Source organism: Amycolatopsis lurida (assembly GCF_900105055.1).
GTDB lineage: Bacteria > Actinomycetota > Actinomycetes > Mycobacteriales > Pseudonocardiaceae > Amycolatopsis > Amycolatopsis lurida.
In genome coordinates this window covers 5,821,076-5,839,971 of the sequence record NZ_FNTA01000004.1, presented here as the reverse complement: position 1 = coordinate 5,839,971, position 18,896 = coordinate 5,821,076, and the positions used below count along the sequence as shown (strand labels likewise).

Annotated in this window: 17 protein-coding genes and 2 tRNA genes; 12 read left to right on the top strand and 7 right to left on the bottom strand. The window is 65.7% G+C overall.

Annotated features, from left to right (window positions below; all coding sequences use genetic code 11):
- Nucleotides 1-24: 24 nt before the first annotated feature.
- Nucleotides 25-966, bottom strand: a complete 942-nt coding sequence (locus BLW75_RS33160) for a DNA-3-methyladenine glycosylase family protein (protein WP_091598800.1) — start codon at nt 964-966, stop codon at nt 25-27.
- 141 nt (nt 967-1,107) lie between these two features.
- Here BLW75_RS33160 and BLW75_RS33155 point away from each other — a divergent pair, with 141 nt between their 5' ends.
- The 3 genes from BLW75_RS33155 (at nt 1,108) to BLW75_RS33145 (ending at nt 4,207) form a co-directional block, all read left to right on the top strand.
- Entirely contained in the window at nt 1,108-1,878 is a 771-nt protein-coding gene (locus BLW75_RS33155) for a class I SAM-dependent methyltransferase (protein ID WP_034315419.1), read from the top strand.
- Complete coding sequence (locus BLW75_RS33150) at nt 1,875-3,203, top strand: M20 family metallopeptidase (RefSeq protein ID WP_034315416.1); 1,329 nt, start codon at nt 1,875-1,877, stop codon at nt 3,201-3,203. The genes BLW75_RS33155 and BLW75_RS33150 overlap by 4 nt, the downstream gene beginning before the upstream one ends.
- Nucleotides 3,204-3,268: 65 nt before the next feature.
- Nucleotides 3,269-4,207 carry a S1C family serine protease gene (locus tag BLW75_RS33145; protein WP_034315414.1) on the top strand — a complete coding sequence of 313 codons (939 nt, stop codon included), beginning with the start codon at nt 3,269-3,271 and terminating at the stop codon, nt 4,205-4,207.
- A gap of 85 nt (nt 4,208-4,292) precedes the next feature.
- Here BLW75_RS33145 and BLW75_RS33140 read toward each other — a convergent pair whose 3' ends face one another.
- Both BLW75_RS33140 and BLW75_RS33135 read right to left on the bottom strand, forming a co-directional pair.
- On the bottom strand, nt 4,293-4,670 hold the full coding sequence (locus BLW75_RS33140) for a DUF3224 domain-containing protein (RefSeq protein WP_034315598.1): 378 nt from the start codon (nt 4,668-4,670) through the stop codon (nt 4,293-4,295).
- A gap of 46 nt (nt 4,671-4,716) precedes the next feature.
- Nucleotides 4,717-6,243 carry a helicase HerA-like domain-containing protein gene (locus tag BLW75_RS33135; RefSeq protein ID WP_034315411.1) on the bottom strand — a complete coding sequence of 509 codons (1,527 nt, stop codon included), beginning with the start codon at nt 6,241-6,243 and terminating at the stop codon, nt 4,717-4,719.
- 112 nt (nt 6,244-6,355) lie between these two features.
- On the opposite strand from BLW75_RS33135, the gene orn reads away from it, so the two are divergent.
- The 3 genes from orn to BLW75_RS42450 all read left to right on the top strand — a co-directional run bounded on the left by orn (nt 6,356) and on the right by BLW75_RS42450 (nt 7,626).
- Entirely contained in the window at nt 6,356-6,964 is a 609-nt protein-coding gene (gene orn / locus BLW75_RS33130) for an oligoribonuclease (protein ID WP_091598797.1), read from the top strand.
- A 77-nt stretch (nt 6,965-7,041) separates the two neighbouring features.
- Nucleotides 7,042-7,117: transfer RNA gene (locus BLW75_RS33125), tRNA-His, on the top strand.
- 113 nt (nt 7,118-7,230) lie between these two features.
- Nucleotides 7,231-7,626 carry a hypothetical protein gene (locus BLW75_RS42450; protein ID WP_143055378.1) on the top strand — a complete coding sequence of 132 codons (396 nt, stop codon included), beginning with the start codon at nt 7,231-7,233 and terminating at the stop codon, nt 7,624-7,626.
- A 52-nt stretch (nt 7,627-7,678) separates the two neighbouring features.
- On the opposite strand, the gene BLW75_RS33110 is transcribed toward BLW75_RS42450, so the two are convergent.
- On the bottom strand, nt 7,679-8,899 hold the full coding sequence (locus BLW75_RS33110) for a L,D-transpeptidase (RefSeq protein WP_198935775.1): 1,221 nt from the start codon (nt 8,897-8,899) through the stop codon (nt 7,679-7,681).
- A 195-nt stretch (nt 8,900-9,094) separates the two neighbouring features.
- Here BLW75_RS33110 and BLW75_RS33105 point away from each other — a divergent pair.
- Nucleotides 9,095-9,167 (top strand) — tRNA-Lys (locus BLW75_RS33105).
- A gap of 10 nt (nt 9,168-9,177) precedes the next feature.
- Here the strand turns inward: BLW75_RS33105 and BLW75_RS33100 are convergent.
- The gene (locus BLW75_RS33100; protein WP_241783760.1) at nt 9,178-9,621 is read right to left on the bottom strand and encodes a tyrosine-type recombinase/integrase; all 444 of its coding nucleotides are present in this window, start codon (nt 9,619-9,621) and stop codon (nt 9,178-9,180) included.
- A 234-nt stretch (nt 9,622-9,855) separates the two neighbouring features.
- Between BLW75_RS33100 and BLW75_RS33095 the strand changes: the two genes are divergently transcribed.
- The 5 genes from BLW75_RS33095 to BLW75_RS43990 all read left to right on the top strand — a co-directional run bounded on the left by BLW75_RS33095 (nt 9,856) and on the right by BLW75_RS43990 (nt 15,405).
- Nucleotides 9,856-11,439, top strand: a complete 1,584-nt coding sequence (locus BLW75_RS33095; RefSeq protein ID WP_241783750.1) for an SNIPE associated domain-containing protein — start codon at nt 9,856-9,858, stop codon at nt 11,437-11,439.
- Between the two features lie 51 nt (nt 11,440-11,490).
- A complete protein-coding gene (locus BLW75_RS33090) occupies nt 11,491-12,543 on the top strand; it encodes a DUF4917 family protein (protein ID WP_241783758.1) in 1,053 nt (350 codons plus the stop codon).
- Between the two features lie 225 nt (nt 12,544-12,768).
- Nucleotides 12,769-14,178, top strand: a complete 1,410-nt coding sequence (locus tag BLW75_RS33085) for a hypothetical protein (protein ID WP_143055377.1) — start codon at nt 12,769-12,771, stop codon at nt 14,176-14,178.
- 253 nt (nt 14,179-14,431) lie between these two features.
- The gene (locus BLW75_RS33080) at nt 14,432-15,295 is read left to right on the top strand and encodes an NAD-dependent epimerase/dehydratase family protein (protein ID WP_158005388.1); all 864 of its coding nucleotides are present in this window, start codon (nt 14,432-14,434) and stop codon (nt 15,293-15,295) included.
- Nucleotides 15,277-15,405 carry a hypothetical protein gene (locus BLW75_RS43990; RefSeq protein ID WP_277814982.1) on the top strand — a complete coding sequence of 43 codons (129 nt, stop codon included), beginning with the start codon at nt 15,277-15,279 and terminating at the stop codon, nt 15,403-15,405. Before BLW75_RS33080 ends, BLW75_RS43990 begins: the two co-directional genes overlap by 19 nt.
- A 1,003-nt stretch (nt 15,406-16,408) precedes the next feature.
- Here BLW75_RS43990 and BLW75_RS33075 read toward each other — a convergent pair.
- Both BLW75_RS33075 and BLW75_RS42985 read right to left on the bottom strand, forming a co-directional pair.
- Nucleotides 16,409-18,361 carry an FG-GAP-like repeat-containing protein gene (locus tag BLW75_RS33075; protein WP_034315392.1) on the bottom strand — a complete coding sequence of 651 codons (1,953 nt, stop codon included), beginning with the start codon at nt 18,359-18,361 and terminating at the stop codon, nt 16,409-16,411.
- 44 nt (nt 18,362-18,405) lie between these two features.
- The gene (locus BLW75_RS42985; protein WP_034315388.1) at nt 18,406-18,876 is read right to left on the bottom strand and encodes a hypothetical protein; all 471 of its coding nucleotides are present in this window, start codon (nt 18,874-18,876) and stop codon (nt 18,406-18,408) included.
- Between the last annotated feature and the right edge of the window lie 20 nt (nt 18,877-18,896).

The following is an 18,896-nucleotide window of genomic DNA, read 5'->3' as shown; positions in this document are numbered from 1 at the left end:
ACCACAAGCCGGATATGTCCCGTGTCAGGCGGTCATCGAACCTCCGATCCCGCGCGTGCGAAACTCCCCGGTGTTGCGCAGGGCGAAAGCCACCCAGCTGCGGAACGGCCGCCACACCGCGGACAGCTCCTCCAACTCCTCGGGTGGCGCCAGCGGCAGGTCGTACGCGGCCCGCATGGCCTCCTGCAACCGGGGCTCGCCACTGGGGAAGACGTCCGGATGCCCGGCGCCCCGGATCAGGATCAGCTGTGCCGAGAACGGGCCGATGCCCGGCAAGCGCTGCAACCAGCGCAACGCGTCCGGCACCCGCATCGCACGCAGATACGCGGCGTCGAGCAGACCGTCCTTGGCGGCGTTGGCCACCGCGCGCAACCGCTCGGCTTTCACCGCCGGCAGGCCGCGCCCGGCCTCCGGCCCGGCCAGTACGTCGGGCGCCGGGAACGACCTGAGGACCTTCCCTCCGACGTCCACCGGCCTGCCGAACTCCTCGGCGAGCCGTCGTTTCACCGTGGCCGCCTGGGACATCCGCGCACGGTGGCTCAGAATCGCCCAGCAGGCCGCTTCATAGGGCGAATGGAACAGCACCGGCCGCAGACCGGGGTGCGCCTGCTGGAGGCGGCGCACCACGGGATCCGCCGCGCCGATCTTGGCGAAGCCGACGCCGTCGACGTCCACCGACAGGATCCGCCGGACCTGGGCGCCGACTTCGACGGCGAGCCCCTCCTCGGCGAAGACCTCCACCTCGATCGAGCCGGGCGATCTCTGTCTGACGGCCGCACCGACGTGCTCCCAGCCCGCTTCGGCGGGAAAAGCGAAGCGCAGGGTGCCGGGCTCGGCGGCGGCGTCCGCGCGGCAGGCGGGCGGGAAATCGGTCAGGAAGCGGATGGACTTGTCGAGGTCGAACGGGCCGCGCACCGGGATGCGGAGCGTGGTCGTTGCGGGGTGTTGCAGGATCGAGCCGGTCATTTCGGGCTCCTTCGGCTGGGGAACGGCGACTCCCTCCGACGTTAGAGACGGCCACCGACAGTTTCGGGTCGCGGCGGCGGGAATGTCGCGAACGGGCCGGTCATGGCAGATTCTGCGGTGAGGACCGTGAAGGGAGCAGCCATGCCGGACCATCGCGAACGTCTCGAAAGCCTGCTGCGGCCGGGCACCACGCCGACCGCCACCGGGAAGGATTTCCTTGACCTGCTGGGAGAAATCCCGCAGGCGGGGCCGCCGACCGGACTCGCTCAGCGGCTGATGCGCACCTCGGCCGTGCCGATGATCTACGAGCGGTACTGGCGCCCGGCGCTGGGCAGGGTCGCGAAAGGACTGAACGGCCCGACGATGGCGGACGAGGTCCGCATCGCGATCGAAGCGCTCGGCCTGCGCCCTGGCCAGGTCGCGCTGGACGTCGCCTGCGGCACCGGCAGGTTCACCCGTGCCTTCGGCGAAGCGGTCGGGCCGGACGGCCTGTCCATCGGGCTCGACGGTTCGGTCACCATGCTGGAGAACGCACTCGCCGCGCCCAATCCCCCTTCGGTGACCTATCTGCGCGCCGACGCCGTCGACCTGCCACTCGACGATTCCACTGTGGACGCCGTCTGCTGTTTCGCCGCGCTGCACATGTTCGCCGATCCGGACGCGGCGCTGGATTCGTTCGCCCGCGTGCTGAAACCCGGCGGCTCGCTGGTGCTGCTGACCAGTGCCCGGCACAGCGATCAGCCGATGCGGCTCGCGGACACCGTCCTCGGCAGGCTGAGCGGACAGTGGATGTTCGACCGCGGCGAGATCGCGGCGAAGCTGTTCCGGCGCGGCTTCGACCACGTCGGCGAGCGGTACGCCGGCGTCACGCAGATCGTCACGGGCGAGCTAGGAGTTAACATCCGGAAATGATCCGCTCTGAGCACGCTTCGCCGATCCCTCCCGACGACGGCTACCTCCGCTCGCTGGTCGACGCGACCGCGGACGCCGTCGCCGCGGCCGAACCCCTCGGTTCGCCCCATGACGGCGCGGACGCCGCCACGCGAAACGCCGTCAGCGCCGAGATCCGCGAGCTGGAGGCGGAACTGGTGGGGCTGAGCCAAGACCTGCACTCTCATCCCGAAGAGGGTTTCGCCGAGCACCGCTCGGTCCGCGCGCTCGGCGACCTGCTCGAGCGGCACGGACACGAGGTGACGATCGGCGCGGGCGGACTCGACACCGCCTTGGTCGCGACCACCCCCGGCAGCGGCCCGCATATCGCGGTCCTTTCCGAATATGACGCGCTTCCCGGGCTCGGCCACGGCTGCGGGCACAACGTCATCTGCACCGCGGGCGCGGGCGGCTTCCTCGGCGCGGCGGCGGTCGCCGGACGGCTGGGCGGCCGGGTCTCGCTGATCGGCACACCGGCGGAGGAAGGCGGTGGCGGCAAGGAGACCATGGCCCGCGCCGGCGTTTTCGACGACGTCGACGCCGTGGTCATGCTGCATCCGTTCAGCCACGACATCGCCATGCACCCGTTCCTCGGCAGGCGGCAACTGGAAATGGTGTTCCACGGTGTCGGCGCGCACGCCTCGGCTCAGCCGTTCATGGGCCGCAACGCGCTCGACGCCGCCGTCGCCGCGTATCAGGGAGTCGCGGCACTTCGCCAGCATCTGCCCTCCAGCGACCGCGTCCACGGCGTCTTCACCGACGGCGGCGCGCGGCCGAACGTCGTCCCCGAACGCGCGGCGCTGCTGTTCTACCTCCGGTCCGCGCAACCGGACACACTGCGCGACCTCGCCGAGCGGGTTTCGGCGATCGCGCGCGGCGCGGCGGAGATGACCGGCTGCGGAGTCGAGCTGAAATGGGACGCGCAGCCCGCGTATCTGCCGATCCGGTTCAACACCACCCTCGCCGGGCGCTGGTCGGTGCACCAGGTCGACGCCGGCCGCAAACCGCTGCCGCCGGGGATCGTGCCCGAATTCCTCACCGGTTCGACCGACCTCGGCAACCTGTCCTACCGGATGCCCGCGATCCACCCGATGATCGCCATCGCCGGACCGACGACCGCCTTGCACACCAAGGAGTTCGCGGCCGCGGCCGGTTCGCCGGACGGCGATCGCGCGGTCGTCGACGGCGCGCTGGGGCTGGCGCTGACCGCCGTCGATTACCTGGCCGACGCGAAACTCCGCGCCGCGGTGCACGAGGAGTTCGAGGCGTCGGGCGGGGCCTTGGACGTCCCGGCGTTCTTCGACTGAGATTCTCAGGAAAGCCCTGGGGTTCTCCACAGGCGGCTCACAACTACGGGCGCGAATCTTGTTCCATGACCGAGAACGAGAGTCGGCCCGGCCCCGCCTCCACCGGTGGGCACCAGCCGCCGCACCAGCAGTACCCCGGCTACACCCCTTGGCAGGCCGCGCCGAATCCGCTCGTCACCCCGCCGCCGCGCAAGAAGGGCGGCCGGGTCGCCGTCCTCGTCAGTGCGACGGCGCTCGCCGCCGCACTCGTCGGCGGGGTCGGCGGAGCGGCGATCGCGGGGCTCGGCTCCACATCGTCGGCGTCGGGCACGGGTTCGTCCGCGGTCGCCAACGGGCTACCGGTCGGGAACACCACTTCGGGTGACGTCAGCGGGGTCGCCGCGAAGGTGACGCCGAGTGTCGTCCAGGTGAACGTGGCCACCGCCCAGGGTGAGGCGGTCGGCTCCGGCGTCATCCTGACGGCGGACGGGCGCATCCTCACCAACGCCCACGTGGTCGCCGACGCCGAGGGCGACGTGACCGTCACCCTGTCGGACGGCAAGCAGTACAAGGCCAGTGTGGTCGGCGCCGACACGAAGGCCGACATCGCCGTGCTCCAGGCGAAGGATGCGAGCGGCCTGACGCCGGCTTCGCTCGGCGACTCGAGCAAGCTCGCCGTCGGCCAGCAGGTCGTCGCGATCGGCTCACCCGGCGGACTGCAGAACACCGTGACCACCGGGATCGTGAGCGCGTTGAACCGCAAGCTCGACGAGCTCGGCAGCGGCCAGGAGCGCCGCTCGCCTTACAGCAGGACCACGAACAAAGCCGGCCCGAGCTACACCGCGATCCAGACCGACGCCCCGATCAACCAGGGCAACTCGGGCGGGGCGCTGGTGGACGCGCAGGGGAACGTCATCGGCATCAACTCGGCGCTGTACAACCCGGCCTCGACCGGCAGCATCGGCATCGGTTTCGCGATCCCCATCAACGACGCGAAGAAGATCGTCGAGCAGATCGTCGGCTGACCCGGCTGTCTGGACCGCGTCAGGGGGCGGCCCAGCCGGTGAGCGTGTGAAGGACTCCTCCGGGGAGGGAGTCCTTCACACGCGTTCAGAGCTCGTAGGTGAGGGTGAAGGTGTGGTTGCCCTCGTCGTCCTTGACGATCTCCGCCGTTCCGGTGATGCCTGCCAGTTCACCGTGACCGGAGCCCGGCAAGACGATCAGGTGATGCCCGTTCTCCCCCGCCGAATGATGCAGGACGAAGCCGCCCTTGCGCCCGTCGACGGAAACAGCCAGCCGTTCGAACGCGACATACGCCGACGACGTCTCGTTCACCGCCGTCAGCATCTCCACGGCGCTGGTCCCCTCGACGTCACCGGTAAACGTCTTGGTCAGCAGCACCCGCGAGAACTCGGTGGCTTCGGGCTTCTCGGTGGCTTGTGGTTCCCAGCCGTCCACGGTGAACGACGCTGTCGCGGTGTTGGTCATGCCGTCCACCTTGCCGGACATACCTGACAGATCGCGTCAGGTTTTCTCACCGCCTGCGGTTCCCGAAGAGACCGCGGGTGATCTCCCGTCCCAGCGCGCTCGCCGCCGAGCGGAGGAACGACTTGACGGCCGGGTTCTTCATCGCCTGCTCGACCATGCCCGGCTCTTGCTTCTCCGGCTTCGGAGCGGGGGCTTCGGGTGGCGGCGCCTCGCCTGCAGGCGGCGCGGCCACCTTCGCGGCTAGCTTCTCGTAGGCGGACTCACGGTCGATCGTCTCGGCGTACTTCGCGTGCAGGTCCGAAGACGCCGTCGCCGCGGAGATCGCTTCGGCGCCGATGGAGCCCATCTTCGAACGCGGTGCGCGAAGGCGGGTCCACGCCACCGGCGTCGGCGCGCCCCGCTCGGAAAGGACGGTGACGATCGCTTCGCCGATACCGAGCGACGTCAGCGCCGAGTCCAGTTCGTAGTGCTTCGTTTTCGGATACGTCTTCACCGTCTTCGTCAGCGCCGCCTGGTCCTCGGGCGTGAACGCGCGCAACGCGTGCTGCACCCGGGCTCCCAGCTGGCTCAGGACGTTGTTCGGGATGTCCGTCGGGAGCTGCGTGCAGAAGAACACGCCGACGCCCTTGGAGCGGATCAGCTTGACGGTCTGCTCGATGCGTTCCAGGAACGCCTTCGAGGCGTCGTTGAACAGCAGGTGCGCCTCGTCGAAGAAGAACACCAGCTTCGGCTTGTCGAGGTCGCCCTCTTCGGGCAACTCCTCGAACAGCTCGGCCAGGAGCCACATGAGGAAGGTCGAGAACAGCGCGGGCTTCGACTGGAGGTTGTCCAGCTCCAGCAGGGTCACCATCGCCTTGCCGTCGGCCTCGCGCATCAGATCGTGGACGTCCAGCTCGGGCTCGCCGAAGAAGTCCTCGCCGCCCTGAGCCTCCAGATTGGACAGCGCGCGAAGGATCACCCCGGCCGTCGCGGCCGAGACGCCGCCGATGCCCTTGAGGTCCTCCTTGCCCTCGTCACTCGTGAGGTGCGTGATGACCGAGCGGAGGTCCTTCGTGTCCAGCAACGCCAACCCACGCTGATCGGCCCAGTGGAAGATCAGGCCGAGCGTCGACTCCTGGGTTTCGTTGAGCCCCAGCACCTTCGACAGCAGGATCGGGCCGAAACTGGTGATCGTCGCCCGGATCGGCGCCCCCTTGCCGCCCGTGCCCAGCGACAGGAACTGCACGGGGAACGCGGCGGGCTCCCAGGCGTCACCCAGCTCCTCCGCGCGTTTGGCGATCTTGTCGTTGCTCTCGCCCTGCGCGGCGAGCCCGGACAGGTCGCCCTTCACGTCCGCCAGCACCACGGGCACCCCCGCGGCCGACAGTTGCTCGGCGATCAGCTGCAGGGTCTTCGTCTTGCCGGTACCGGTCGCGCCCGCGACCAGCCCATGCCGGTTCAGCGTCGCCAGCGGCAAGCGGACCGCCGCGCCGGCGTCGGTCTTGCCATCGAGCACGACGGCGCCGAGCTCGACCGCCGCGCCTTCGCTCACGTACCCCTGCGCGATCTCCTGGGCTGGACCCTGTTCGGCCACTGTCGCTCCCCGATCTGTGACATGACTCACCTGAGGATGCACACGCTGCCAGCAACGCGCCGAACCCGCACGTCGCGCGTCACCAATCCCCGGGTCGGGTTAGGGTTTCGGGGTGAACGACCGCCTAGTCTGGATCGACTGCGAGATGACGGGGCTCGACCTCGGCAAGGACGCGTTGATCGAAATTGCCGCGCTGGTGACCGACGCCGAGCTCAACGTCCTCGGCGAAGGCGTCGACATCGTCATCCACGCCGACGACGAAGCCCTCGACGGCATGCCGGAGGTCGTCCGCGAAATGCACGCCCACTCCGGCCTCACCGAAGAGGTCCGGCGCTCCACCGTGACCATGGCAGAAGCCGAGCAGCGCGTGCTCGACTACATCCGCGCGCACGTGCCCGAGGCCAACGTCGCCCCGCTCGCCGGCAACTCCATCGCCACCGACCGCGGCTTCATCACCCGCGACATGCCCCTTCTCGACGCGCACCTGCACTACCGCATGGTCGACGTCTCGTCGGTGAAGGAGCTCGTCCGGCGCTGGTACCCGCGGATCTACTACGCCAAGCCCGAGAAGGGCCTCGCGCACCGCGCGCTCGCCGACATCAAGGAATCCATCGGAGAGCTCGACTACTACCGTCGCGCCGCCTTCGTCCCGCAGCCCGGCCCGACCACCGAACAGGCCAAGGCCGCGGCCGCTGAAGTGCAGGAACGCCACCAACGGTAACCCGTTGCGAGCCCCCGAAACGGGCACGCTAATATAGTGCGGCCGAGGTGATGGGGAGCTCCCCGAACCCGGCGATGGTGGGCGTAGCTCAGCTGGTAGAGCACCTGGTTGTGGTCCAGGAGGTCGCGGGTTCGAAACCCGTCGCTCACCCCATCAGCCCCAGTTCGGCCGGTTCTTCCGGCAGACTGGGGTTTCGCTTTTTCCGGGTCCGGTAACGCGGCGTGGCCCTCGCGCGAGTTCAGGAAGTAACTCGCGCGGAGGATGCCATGAGACGCTGGCCGATCTTGGTGATCTCGGGACTCTTCGCGCTGGTCTCCGCCTGCACGGCCCACCCGCCGAACCCGATACCGGTGCCGGCGATGACGTCGACACCGGTCACGACCGTGACCGCGACGCCGTCCACTACGGTGCCGCCGCCGGTGACCGTGACGGTGAGCCCGTCCAAGTCTTCGGTCAAGAAGTCACCGTGGCGCTGCGAGCCCGGCTACCCGAACTGCACCAAGGCCCAGTCTCAGAAGTACCTCGCCGAACTTGAGCACCAGAAGTGCCGCCGTGATCCGGAAAAGATCTGGGACACCAGAATGCAGAAGTGCCGCTACAAGACCAGCGGTGAAGTGCAGTGGGAGTACCACTACGGCACCCTGCCGCCCGAAACGCCATGAGGGGTCCCCTTTGGACGAAATCCGTCCAAAGGGGACCCCTCATGGCAACAAGTCAGTTCCGGTCGCCGCCGGTCTTCCAGTCGTCCCACGACATCTGCCACACCGACCAGCCGTCGGTGGGCTCCAGCACCTGCGGGCCCGAGTTGGTCACCGTGATGATGTCGCCCTTCTTCGAAGTGTCCATCAGCCACTTCGCGTTCTCGGTCGACAGGTTGATGCAGCCGTGGCTCACGTTCCGCTTGCCCTGCGAACCGACCGACCACGGCGCCGAGTGGTAGAAGATGCCGCTGTTCGACATGCGCACCGCGTACTTCACGAACGTCCGGTAGCCGGCCTTGCTGTCCGTCGGGACGCCGTACGTGCTGGAGTCCATCGTGTACCCGGTGTGCTCGCTCATCACCGTGTAGGTCCCGGCCGGGGTGCTGCTCGACGGCTTGCCCATCGAGATCGGCATCTGCTTCACCTCTTGGTCGTTCACCACGACCTTCATCTGGTGCGTGCCGCCGTCCGCGGTCGCGACCAGCTTGTCGCCGACGAGGACCTTGGCGGGCTTGTCCTCGCGGCCGAAGGTGTTGTTGCCGAGGTTCTTGCCGTAGATCGCCGCGTTGACCGAGATCTTCGTACCCGGCTTGAAGTACTCCTTGGGCCGCCACATCACGGTCTTCTCGCCGAACCAGTGGAACGCGCCCTCGGCCTGCGGCTCGGTGACGATCTTCAGCATCTTCTCGGTCGCCGCCTTGTCCGGCACGTTGCCGGTGAAGGTGAAGATCAACGGCAGGCCGACGCCGACCGTCTCCCCTTCGACCAGGTTGATCGAGACGCCGATCTGACGGCCGGGCTTGGCCGTGGAGAACGTCGAGGTCGAGGTGACCGGCTTACCGTCGGTGCCGGTCGCGGCCGCGGTGACGGTGTAGGTCTTGCCGTAGCCGAGCGGCTCCGCCGACTCCCAGCCCGTACCGTCTTCCTTCGGCTTGCCCGCGACGACCTTGCCGTCGGCACCGGTCAGCTTGACCTCGCCCACCTTGCCGTCGACCACGGCCACCGTGACCGGCTCGCCGGGCGCCACGTTCGCCGCCCCCTGCGCCGGGGTCAGCGTCATCACGGCCGGCTTCGGCTCCGGCGCGGGCGCCGCACTCTGCTGCGAACCCCCAGGAGCACCACCCGGCGACGGCGATTCACCCGACGGTGTACTGCTGCACGCGGCCAGTGTGAACCCGGCCACCAATGCCACCACAGCCACCCGCGACCGCCCCGTCGCTCCCCAGACCCTCATGCACACCGCCCGTTTCGCGTGGTACCAACCCCAACGTCTGGCTATAGTCTGCCTGACCGGCCGCAACGCTCGCGGCCGGATGGCCGAATACGTCCCGGTCCGGCGTTAGGGGACCCCCCTGAAACGGGCCCCAGCAACCCTGTGTTAATGTTTTCCACGTCGCCGAGGGGAACACCAAAGCGGCGGAACAAGCAGGCGCCATTAGCTCAATTGGCAGAGCAGCTGGCTCTTAACCAGCGGGTTCGGGGTTCGAGTCCCTGATGGCGCACAGCAAGAAGTCAAAGCCCACCGACGACTTCCCGTAAATTCAGGGATGTCGTCGGTGGGCTTTGTTGATGTGTGAGCCCGGGTGGGGCCACCGTGAGCCCGTTCGAGTGCTCCTCCGCGATGAATAGGTGCGGACCTCGGCCGCTGCCCTGACTTCGATGGTGTAGACCGCGAGCGGCCCGTGACCTGCAAATCTTCTGGCCCCGTTCGTAGCCGGCGCGACGAACCAGGCTCGCGGTCGCTTCGGCGCTCGCACGCGCGAGAGACGAAAGCACGCTGGTGTACGTGTCGGCCGTCAGGATGATGCTCGCGTGACCCAGCAGTGCCTGGACCTTCTTGAGGTCATTTCCCGCGGCCAGCGACAGCGTTGCCGCGCCGTGCCGGAGGTCGTGGAACCGTACCGGCGGTAACCCAGACTTGGTGACCAACTGTCTGAACGCTAGATCTTCACGCATGAGAATGGGCAGCACTGGAGCCCGAGTTACGTATCGACCGGCTTCGCGAACTCGGGGACCCAGCGAAGACGTCCAAACCATCCCCGGTGTCGGCCGCATCGCGAACTGTCACGACGACCAGAGCATCCCGTTCAGCCTGTATGAACCGGCGGCCCAGGGCTGAGGATGACCGTGTAACGCACTCTCACGAAGCTGCGACTTCTGCTGTGATCAGGAACAGCGGAGGGTAGTGGTATGGGGTACAGATTCAATCCGCCACCGAACTGGCCGGCTGTCCCCTCCGGATGGACGCCTCCGCCTGGCTGGCAGCCACCAGCCGACTGGCCCGCGCCACCGCAGTTCTGGCAACTGTGGACATTTGATCCCGAGCCGCAGCAGCAAATGGCACCCTTCCAAGCAGCGCCCGGTCCCGCAGCATCGGGCAAGCCTGGGCTGTTCGGCGCCCGGAAACGGGTTCGAGAACTCGAAGCCGAGCTCGGCACGGAAACAACCAGGTTCCTACAGACAGCATCTCAGCTTCGGGAAGTCACCGCACGCAACGCTGCGCTGAGTGCGCAAATAGTAGATCTCGAGGCCAAGTGCACCGAACTCAGAGGCAAGGACGCGCTGGAAGCTGAGCGAGAAATCCGGCAGATGCGCCAGACTATCGCCGAACTCGGGCAAGAGGCGCGGCAACAACAACACGCACAGGCACAGAGCTGTAAGGACGCCGAGGCACAACTGGCCACGGTTCGACGGCAGATCGATGAAGCAGCCGTGAAGCTCAAGTCACTGCACGAACAAGTGGTCGAGACTGAAGAGATCACGCTGCTCCAGGAGGCCGGAATCTACGAGTTCCGGCACCGGCTGGCCGACGCCGTCGCCTACAAGGCCGCCCTGCAGCGTCTCAAGGATTCCATCAAGATCTCCGCGAAGAACAACCATGCGATCACCGCAACCACAGACTGGACCGTGAACGGTTCCACCGTCGAAGGCCAGCGCATGGTGAGAGACTTTTCCAAGCTCATGCTTCGCGCCTACAACGCCGAGGCGGACAACTGCGTGAGATCCATGCGCCCCTATCGCCTTGAATCGGCCAAAGAGCGCCTGACCAAGACCCGTGAGGTCATCTCCCGCCTCGGCAAAACCATGAAAATCAACATCTCTCCCAGTTATCACAGGCTGCGCCTCGAAGAACTCGAACTCACCGCCGACCACCTCGCGAAGGTTGAAGAAGACAAGGAGCGCATCCGAGCCGAACGGGAGCGGCAACGGGATGAACAGCAGGCTCAACGGGAGTTCGAACGCGAGAAAGCCAGGCTGACCAAAGAAGAGGCACACTGGCGGAACGCCCTGCAGAAGTGGGCCACATCTGGCGACGTGCAGCAGGCCGATGCTGCACGGGCAAAGCTGGACGAGATCGGTGACGCAATCAGAGGGGTCGAGGAGCGCGAAGCGAACATCCGCACTGGGTGGGTCTACGTGATCTCCAATGTTGGATCTTTCGGAGACAATGTTGTCAAGGTCGGATTGACCCGGCGGCTCGATCCACTCGAGCGTGTTCGTGAACTCGGCGACGCCTCGGTTCCGTTCAGGTTCGACGTCCACGCCAAGATTTTCGACGCCGATGCCGTGAGCCTGGAAACGCGACTACACCAGCGCCTCGCCGACCGGCGCGTCAACCGGGTCAACCTCAGGCGCGAGTTCTTCTACGCCACTCCAGCCGAGATCCTCACGATCCTCGAAGACATGGGCCTGACGAACAATCTCCTCGACTACGCCGAAGAGCCGGAAGCACAGGAATGGCGCTCCAGCCAGCAGTTGGCCCACGGCACCTAAGCCTGGACACACTCTCTGCAGAAACGGATTTGAGGTGGACCAGTGGACCTCATGGACTACGACGGGGCCATCACCTGGCTGAGCGAACCGACAAACTCCAAGGGCAGAGCGTCGCCTACCCGACTGATACTGGGAAACGGGTTCAGCATCGCCTTCGACCCCGCCAGGTTCTCATACTCGGCTTTGCGATCCCATGCTGAGGCGCAAGGCATGCTCAGCGCTACTGCCCAGCACCTCTTCCAGAAGTTGGACACTCAGGACTTCGAGATTGTCATCAAGACGCTCGAGGACGCCGCTATCGGGCTCTACGCCCTCGATGCAACGAAGTACTCGGCGGAAGCCGCGACACTTGACGAGGAAGCCTCGAAGCTCAAGGATGCCCTGGCTCACATCCTCGCGGCGCTTCACCCTGGACGGCCGTACGAGATCGACGCCGAAGTCTACTTACGAGTCCGCAAGTTCCTGGAAAAGTTCGACCGTATCTACACCGTGAACTACGACCTCTTGCTCTACTGGACTCTCATGCAAGACTTTCCCGAGGAAAACCTGCAGGCAAGGCGGGCGGACGACGGCTTTCGAGATCCCGGGGAGGCTACCGACTACGTCGTGTGGAACCACCTGGATCCCCACTCACAGAACGTATTTTACCTCCACGGAGCTCTCCATCTGTACCGCAGCGAGGATGGCTTGAAGAAGCTGACGTGGCGCCGGACCAACGAACCGCTGATCGACCAGATCCGCGCCCAGCTGGAGGCCGATTCGTTCCCCCTGTACGTGGCAGAAGGGACGAGCCGCGAGAAGCTGACCCGCATCGGCACCAGTGACTATCTCGGTCACGCGCTTCGGTCACTCGCGGCGATCGGCGGTGGTTTGCTGTCGTATGGAATGTCATTCAGCAAAAACGACGCGCACATCATGGACGCCATCGTCCACTCGAAGATCACCCGACTGGTCGTATCCCTATTCGGCGACGTCGCCTCGCCGTCAAACGAAGCGACGATTAAGGCCGTGCAGGACATGCAATCACGTCGAGCGCCGTCGTACGCGAAGGTCGGCTTGGAGATCGCCTTCTTCGACGCACAATCCGTCCGACTGTGGAACTGAGCTGCCGTTCTACAAGGGACTCACTCGGGTCGGTAGCACCGCTGGGCCGAACGAGTGGCGTGGAAGACAGCCGAGCGGACGGTTTCCGCTGTTCACCGGACAAGGCCTACGCAGCGTCAACTGCCCTGCGCGGATCGTCATCCTTCAGGCGGCAGACAAACTCCGGGAAATCCGGTGAGTTGGAAGGCGGTGCATCACGGCGGACGCACGAGGGGACGGAAAACCATGGAGCTCAGAGACGCGTTGGAAAAGCTCTTGCAGAGCTCTCATGTGGCGATTCACTCCACCGCAGAACTGTCCGGAGCCGTAGCCCGCTACATCGCGAAACAAGACGAGAAGCGTTCCAAAGACGAAAAACCGGAGGTGCTGCGCAAGCCTGACATCGGGCCCGTCCCTCCGGCCGAACACCGAAACGGCTTCACGATCACGCCGTGGGAGTTGCTGCAGACGTTCGGCCGCGCAACCACGCTGTCCGGGCAGAACCCGTCGCGCGGTCTCTCCCAGCATTGGAACTGCTTGCGCTACCTCACCACGCTGGAAGCTCATGGTGGCCGGATGGCACTCTCACCCGACGGACATGACCCGAGGTATCACCGCAAGGGCGTGCAAGCACAGGAACTCGGTGCAGCGTTCGCGTTGACTGCGGCGCGGGAGATCTTGCAGCGAAGGCATCCTGGGTACCGTTTCGAGCCCGTCGACGTGGACCTCGCACTCGACGCAGGCTGGGCACTGCGGGGTCAAGGTGCGGAGGCGAAGGGCACACGACGGAGCAGACCTGGGCATTTTCTGGTTGGCAGGAAAGCCGGTGAGCCCTTGCGCATCGCGCTGGTCGACGGACGTGGGTCACACGGTCAGCCCAGCGCGCAGCACAATCAGCTGATGGCCTCGGCCGAGCGGGTCCAAGTGATCGCACTCGGCGATGGGCGCGGCAGTGCCGATCCGCTGCCGAGCCTGCTGATGTCGACGGCTTTCGTCGCGGAAGGCGGGATCGAGATACGCCTGCTCGATCCCGTGGGCGGCGGTGTACTCGCCGAACCAGGCAAGCCCTCTCCCGACCCGTACGGCCCAGTGCAGGAAGAGAACTTCTTCCCGGATATCCAGACCGTCGACGCACAGGGGCAGACCACGAGCCGTCCCGGTTTCCACATCACATCGGACAGGTTCGAGTGGTTCTCCCGGGTGCTGGTCCGCGCGAGCGCTGCAGCGCTCCTGACTTTCGTCGGCGATCGCGACAACGCGTACAAGTACCTGACCGCGCGGCAGCAACGGCGACTGGGCGCCGATCACTCTCCGCAGGCGGTCAACGCGGAATGTGACGTCCGCGTCGAACTCGGCGGGATCGTATTCGTCGGAACCGACCACGTCTTCCGGTTCGCACGTGAGCGAGTCGAGGTCTTCTCGGCGATGCCGAAAGAACTGCACGAGATCCTCAAGACGGGTGACGGCGCCCGGGCCTACGCGGAGAAGATGCCGGAGGTGGTCGCCGAGTGCAGGAGGCACTGGGCGGCGGTACAGCGGGACTGGACGGGAATCATAACCATGGATGGCGATGGAGCGGTCATGGCGCTCCGCATATTGGAGAGCGAAGGGCGAGCGCTCGAAGCGATCCCCGAACCGCAGGAAGGACCCGTATAAAGCGCAAAGGGCACCTCGCGGAGTGGAGACCCGAAAGGTGGCCCTGACCAGGGTCACTGCTTATTCGTAGACCTCGCCCTTGGCGGCCTTCTCCACCAGCGAAGCAGGCGGCTCGAAGTGGTCGCCGCAGCTGCCCGCGCCTACTTCAGATCACCAGTCGTCGCAGCGCTGCTCGCCAATCCAGCTCACATAAGTGACCTCACCGCAGCAGCGCCTCAGCGTGCACTCACAGCGACCGATGAGAGGAAGCCCCATGAAGGTCTTGGTAGTAGGCGGAACCGGCTTCATCGGACATCACATCGTGCGTGAACTACTGACACACGGGCACGACGTCACGGTGCTGGTCCGCACGCCACCCACGAACCTCCCGGCCGCAGTAGCAGTCCAACTTGGTGACCTCACCGACCTGTCCGACGAGCGACTCAACACCATCGTTGCGGGTCACAGGGGCGTCATCGTCGCATCGGCCGCCGCTGTGGCCGCACCGCGCAGCGTCGACATCGACGTGTTCTTCTATGACACCAACGTCGCACCCGTCGCCAGGTTGCTGGCCGCCGGAAGCCGGGCGCAATGCGACCGCGCTGTCATCCTCGGCAGTTTCTACGCGACCCTGCAGCGCGAACAGCCGTCACTCTGCCTGGCCGAACTCAGCCCGTACATCGCGAGCAGAATCGAACAAGCCGAGCACGCACGCGCCGCGGTCAACGCAGAAACCTCCGTGGCGGTTCTCGAACTCCCCTACGTCGCAGGCACGACACCAGGCCGACAATCACCTCTCGAGCCAATGCTGCACAGCATGTCCGTCGGTAACGCGGACATTCTCGCCTACCCAGGCATCACCGCCGTCGTCACTGCCACTCAAGTCGCGCAAGCCGCCATCGCCGCGCTGGACCGTCGCGCCGATGGCAACTATCCGGTCGTCACCGTAACCTTCCCTGGGCCGACCTCTTCACCCGTCTCGCAACCGCAACCGGCCGCCCTCCAAAACGCATCTGGAAGCTCCCCGCAAGCCTCATCAAACTTATGCTCCGCAGGGAAGGCATACGTCAACGCCGCCAAGGATTCACCCTCGGCTTCCACCCGACGCAATGGAGCAACTTGCACGCCACCGCCATGATCCTCGACCCGGACATCGCCCGCACCGAACTCGGCGTCGAGCCAGACGACCTCGACAAAGCTCTCCAAGACACCGCACCCACAGCACGAGCAGCCACGGAGCTGTCCTGACTAGCACCTGGTTCAGACCCGGCATGACTTATGGTCCCCCTGTCAAATCCATGATCTCAGACGGGGTGGTTCGGTCTGGGTGTGTGACATCGATACCGCTGACGGAGGACCCGACCACCGCAGGTCGGTCTCGCCCGCACTTGGACGCACTCGTCGGCTCGATATCAGTCGAAAGTTCCGAGACGACCATCCGGCGGCTGAGGGCCTCAACCAGCAACCGGACTACGCGACACGATCCAGCACGTGCGAGCCCGAGACGCGCCCGAGAGGTCTGCAACAGTCCGACACCAGGCGACACACCGCGACACCCGCGGACGCCTCGCGACCAGACGAAAGGTCTTGTCGGCACTACTCGACACCATCCGACACGCCGAGGTGCCGACTCTTAACCAGCGGGTTCGGGGTTCGAGTCCCTGATGGCGCACACTAGTGAACCAAAGCCCACCAACGGTTTCATCCTGGCTTTCCGGGTGCCGTTGGTGGGCTTTGTGGATGTTCGGACCCGCAGTGGACGAGGCGCGGACCTCGCCCGCTGCCTTGACCCCATTGTTGTCGGTCGCGAGTGGCCCGCGACCTGCAGATCTTCTGGCCGTGTTCGTAGTCGGCGCGGCGAACCAGATCGCTGGCGCTTCGTCGCCGACACAGGCGATGGACGGATGAGGCCGAGCAGAGCTCGAACGAGTACGCCGCTGCCGCGTGTCATCGATCGGCTCCCCGAGGCAGACGTTAGAGGTTCATAGCCGGCCGTCGGCAGCCACGACCCAGACGGCGACCCACGGCCAGCTGGGTCCCCAGCACCGGGTGCGCAGGCGAACGTCGCGGGAAGCAACATACTCTCGGGCATGAAGTCGTCATCCTGACGCGGACGACATACGTCACCGGCATGACAGCGCCCGCACCTGACGATCCACAGACTTTCGCCACACCTAGGTACGGAGCGCTGCGCCGAAAAGGACCGGTGCCGAACAGGGCGATGCTGCCCCGCCCGACACCGGTCGGTCACTCAGAATCCGAGAGCGAAAGCCCTTGGCGCGGTCACCTCTTCACCGAAGGCGAAATCGCCGTGCCAGAGAACGGAAGCGCCCACGAACTTTGCCCCGTCGGAGGCTCCGACATACACGTCCGCTCTCGTGCCGCGCGTGTAAGTGACAATGTCGGCCTTACCGTCACCGGTGAAGTCGCCGATCGCGGGCAACTCCGTCCCATAGGCGAAGTTGTCGTGCCATTTCACGGAATTTCCGACGAATCTCGTACCGTTCGAAATCGCCACGTAGACATCGGCCGCCGTCCCACGCGTGAAGACCGCGATGTCATCCTTGCCATCACCATCGAAATCGCCCGACGCTGGGATCTCGTCACCGAACGCGAAATCGCCGTGCCATTGCAGGGAATCACCGACGAACTTGCCGCCGTCCGAGAACGCGACAAAGACGTCACCCGCTGTGCCACGGGTGAAGGTGGCGATGTCATCCTTGCCATCACCGTCGAAATCACCCACCACGGGAACTTCGGCACCGCCGGCAAACCGACCGTGCCACTTCACACCGTTGCCCACGAACTTCTTGCCATCCGACAACGCTACATAGACCGAAGCCGTCGTCCCACGCGTGAAGACCGCGATGTCGTCCTTGCCGTCACCGTCGAAGTCACCGACAGCGGGAATCTCCTCGCCGAACGCGAAATCACCGTGCCACTGCTGCGAGTCACCGACGAACTTGCCACCGTCGGACAGCGCCACATACACGTCACCGAGCGTTCCGCGGGTGAAGGTCACGATGTCCGTTTTGCCGTCGCCGTCGAAGTCGCCGGCGAGCGGCACCTCGTTGTTCGTCGCGAACCTGTCATGCCATTTGACCGAATTGCCCACGAACTTGGCACCGTCGGACACGGCCGCGAAGACGTCCGCCGTGCTGGTACGGGTGAAGACCGCGATGTCGTCCTTACCGTCACCGGAAAAGTCACTCACAGTGGGAACCGGCGTCGTCGCCGAAACCGGGTCCGACACCAGATCCGGCCCATTGGCCAACGTCGTGACGACCCGGTAGTACAAAGTCTTCTTGGCGGGCAACGACTTATGGGTGAAGCTGGTTCCCGTCGTCGAACCGATGCGGCGAGCTTCAGCCACCGGAACCGAGGGCTCCTCCCCCGCGTAGACCCGGTATGTCAACTGCCCCTGCCCCAAAACCGGAGCCCACTTGACCGTGATCGCGTGGTCGACCGCTTTGGCCGTCACGACGAAGGTCTGCTGGCGGATCCACGGGGCCAAGTCGTCGGTCCGAGTTGCGTTGGTGCCCTGGCGGGTCTCGGTCACAGTGAGACACCCATGCTGCCAGGAAGCGCCCACCACGCCGGCCAGTTCGAACCTGCCCGCCACCTCACGGAAAACCGGACCGCCCGCGTCGCCCTTGCACGCATCGGCGCCGTTGTCTCCGATGAGGGGAAGATCGTTCGCAGTCGGTGCGCCTACGGTGAACAGCGCGGAGTGAAGCTTGTTCGGGACCCATTCGGTCCCGGTACGCCCATAGCCCGCCAGACGCAGCTTCTCGCCCGCGGTCGCGGCCGCACCGCCCAGCGTCACCGGCACGATGTCGGTGATGGCCGTGTCGATTCTGGCCAGCATCACGCCGCGACTCGGGTGGGAGACGAGGTTCGTCACCTTGGCGACCTTGCCGGTGGTACCGGAAAGGTCAGCCCTGCCCACGATGGCGGTCGCCGCCTTGGCGGGCACCCCGCCTTGCGGGTTGTCGGGGAAGCAGGTCGCGGAGGTCACGATCCATTCCGATGCCACGAGAGCACCGCTGCACGCGCTGCCGTCGATCTCGATCTTGGCGGTGAACCCGTACGCCCCGTCCGCCGCCGCGGCACCGCCGGAAACGGCTTGCGCCGGCGCGGTGACAACGCCTCCGAACGCTACCGCGGTCAAGGCCGCGAAGGCGAACGTCCTGGATCTCTTCATGTATTCCCTCGATCGTCCAATCCGGCAACTGGCAAGCAAAAGCGCTACTGAAATTCCGAGCCCGAATTGAGCCGACTCCTGACCTTCGGCCAGAACCGGCCGGTCAATTCTTCCATCTTGTCGAAGAACTCGTTCCCTGCGAATCGGAGCGCAAAAAGAACTTCCTCCGCATCCGCCGAGGCCGCCCGCTTGTCGCCTGCACCCTCCAAGGAAACCAATATCTGACCGCGAGGCAGCGGGTTGAGCGAGAAGCAAATGCCCTGATCAGGCAGGCTGGTCCTTGCCGGGCGACCGTTCCGATATTCGTTGACGACATTCGCGACGTAAGTCCACATCATCACAATATCGTCGGCCAAATCTCGGTCAAGTACCTCCACGCCATTGACCTCGAGAACGATCGCCCCGACCAAGTCGGCACCGTACTTCACCTGAGGCAAACGATCGCAGCGTCCAATATCGATGGAGCGCTCGTCCTTCCCTTGCCCGAACCACAGGACAGTGCCCGCCGTCACCACGTCAAACCCCCTTTTCAGCC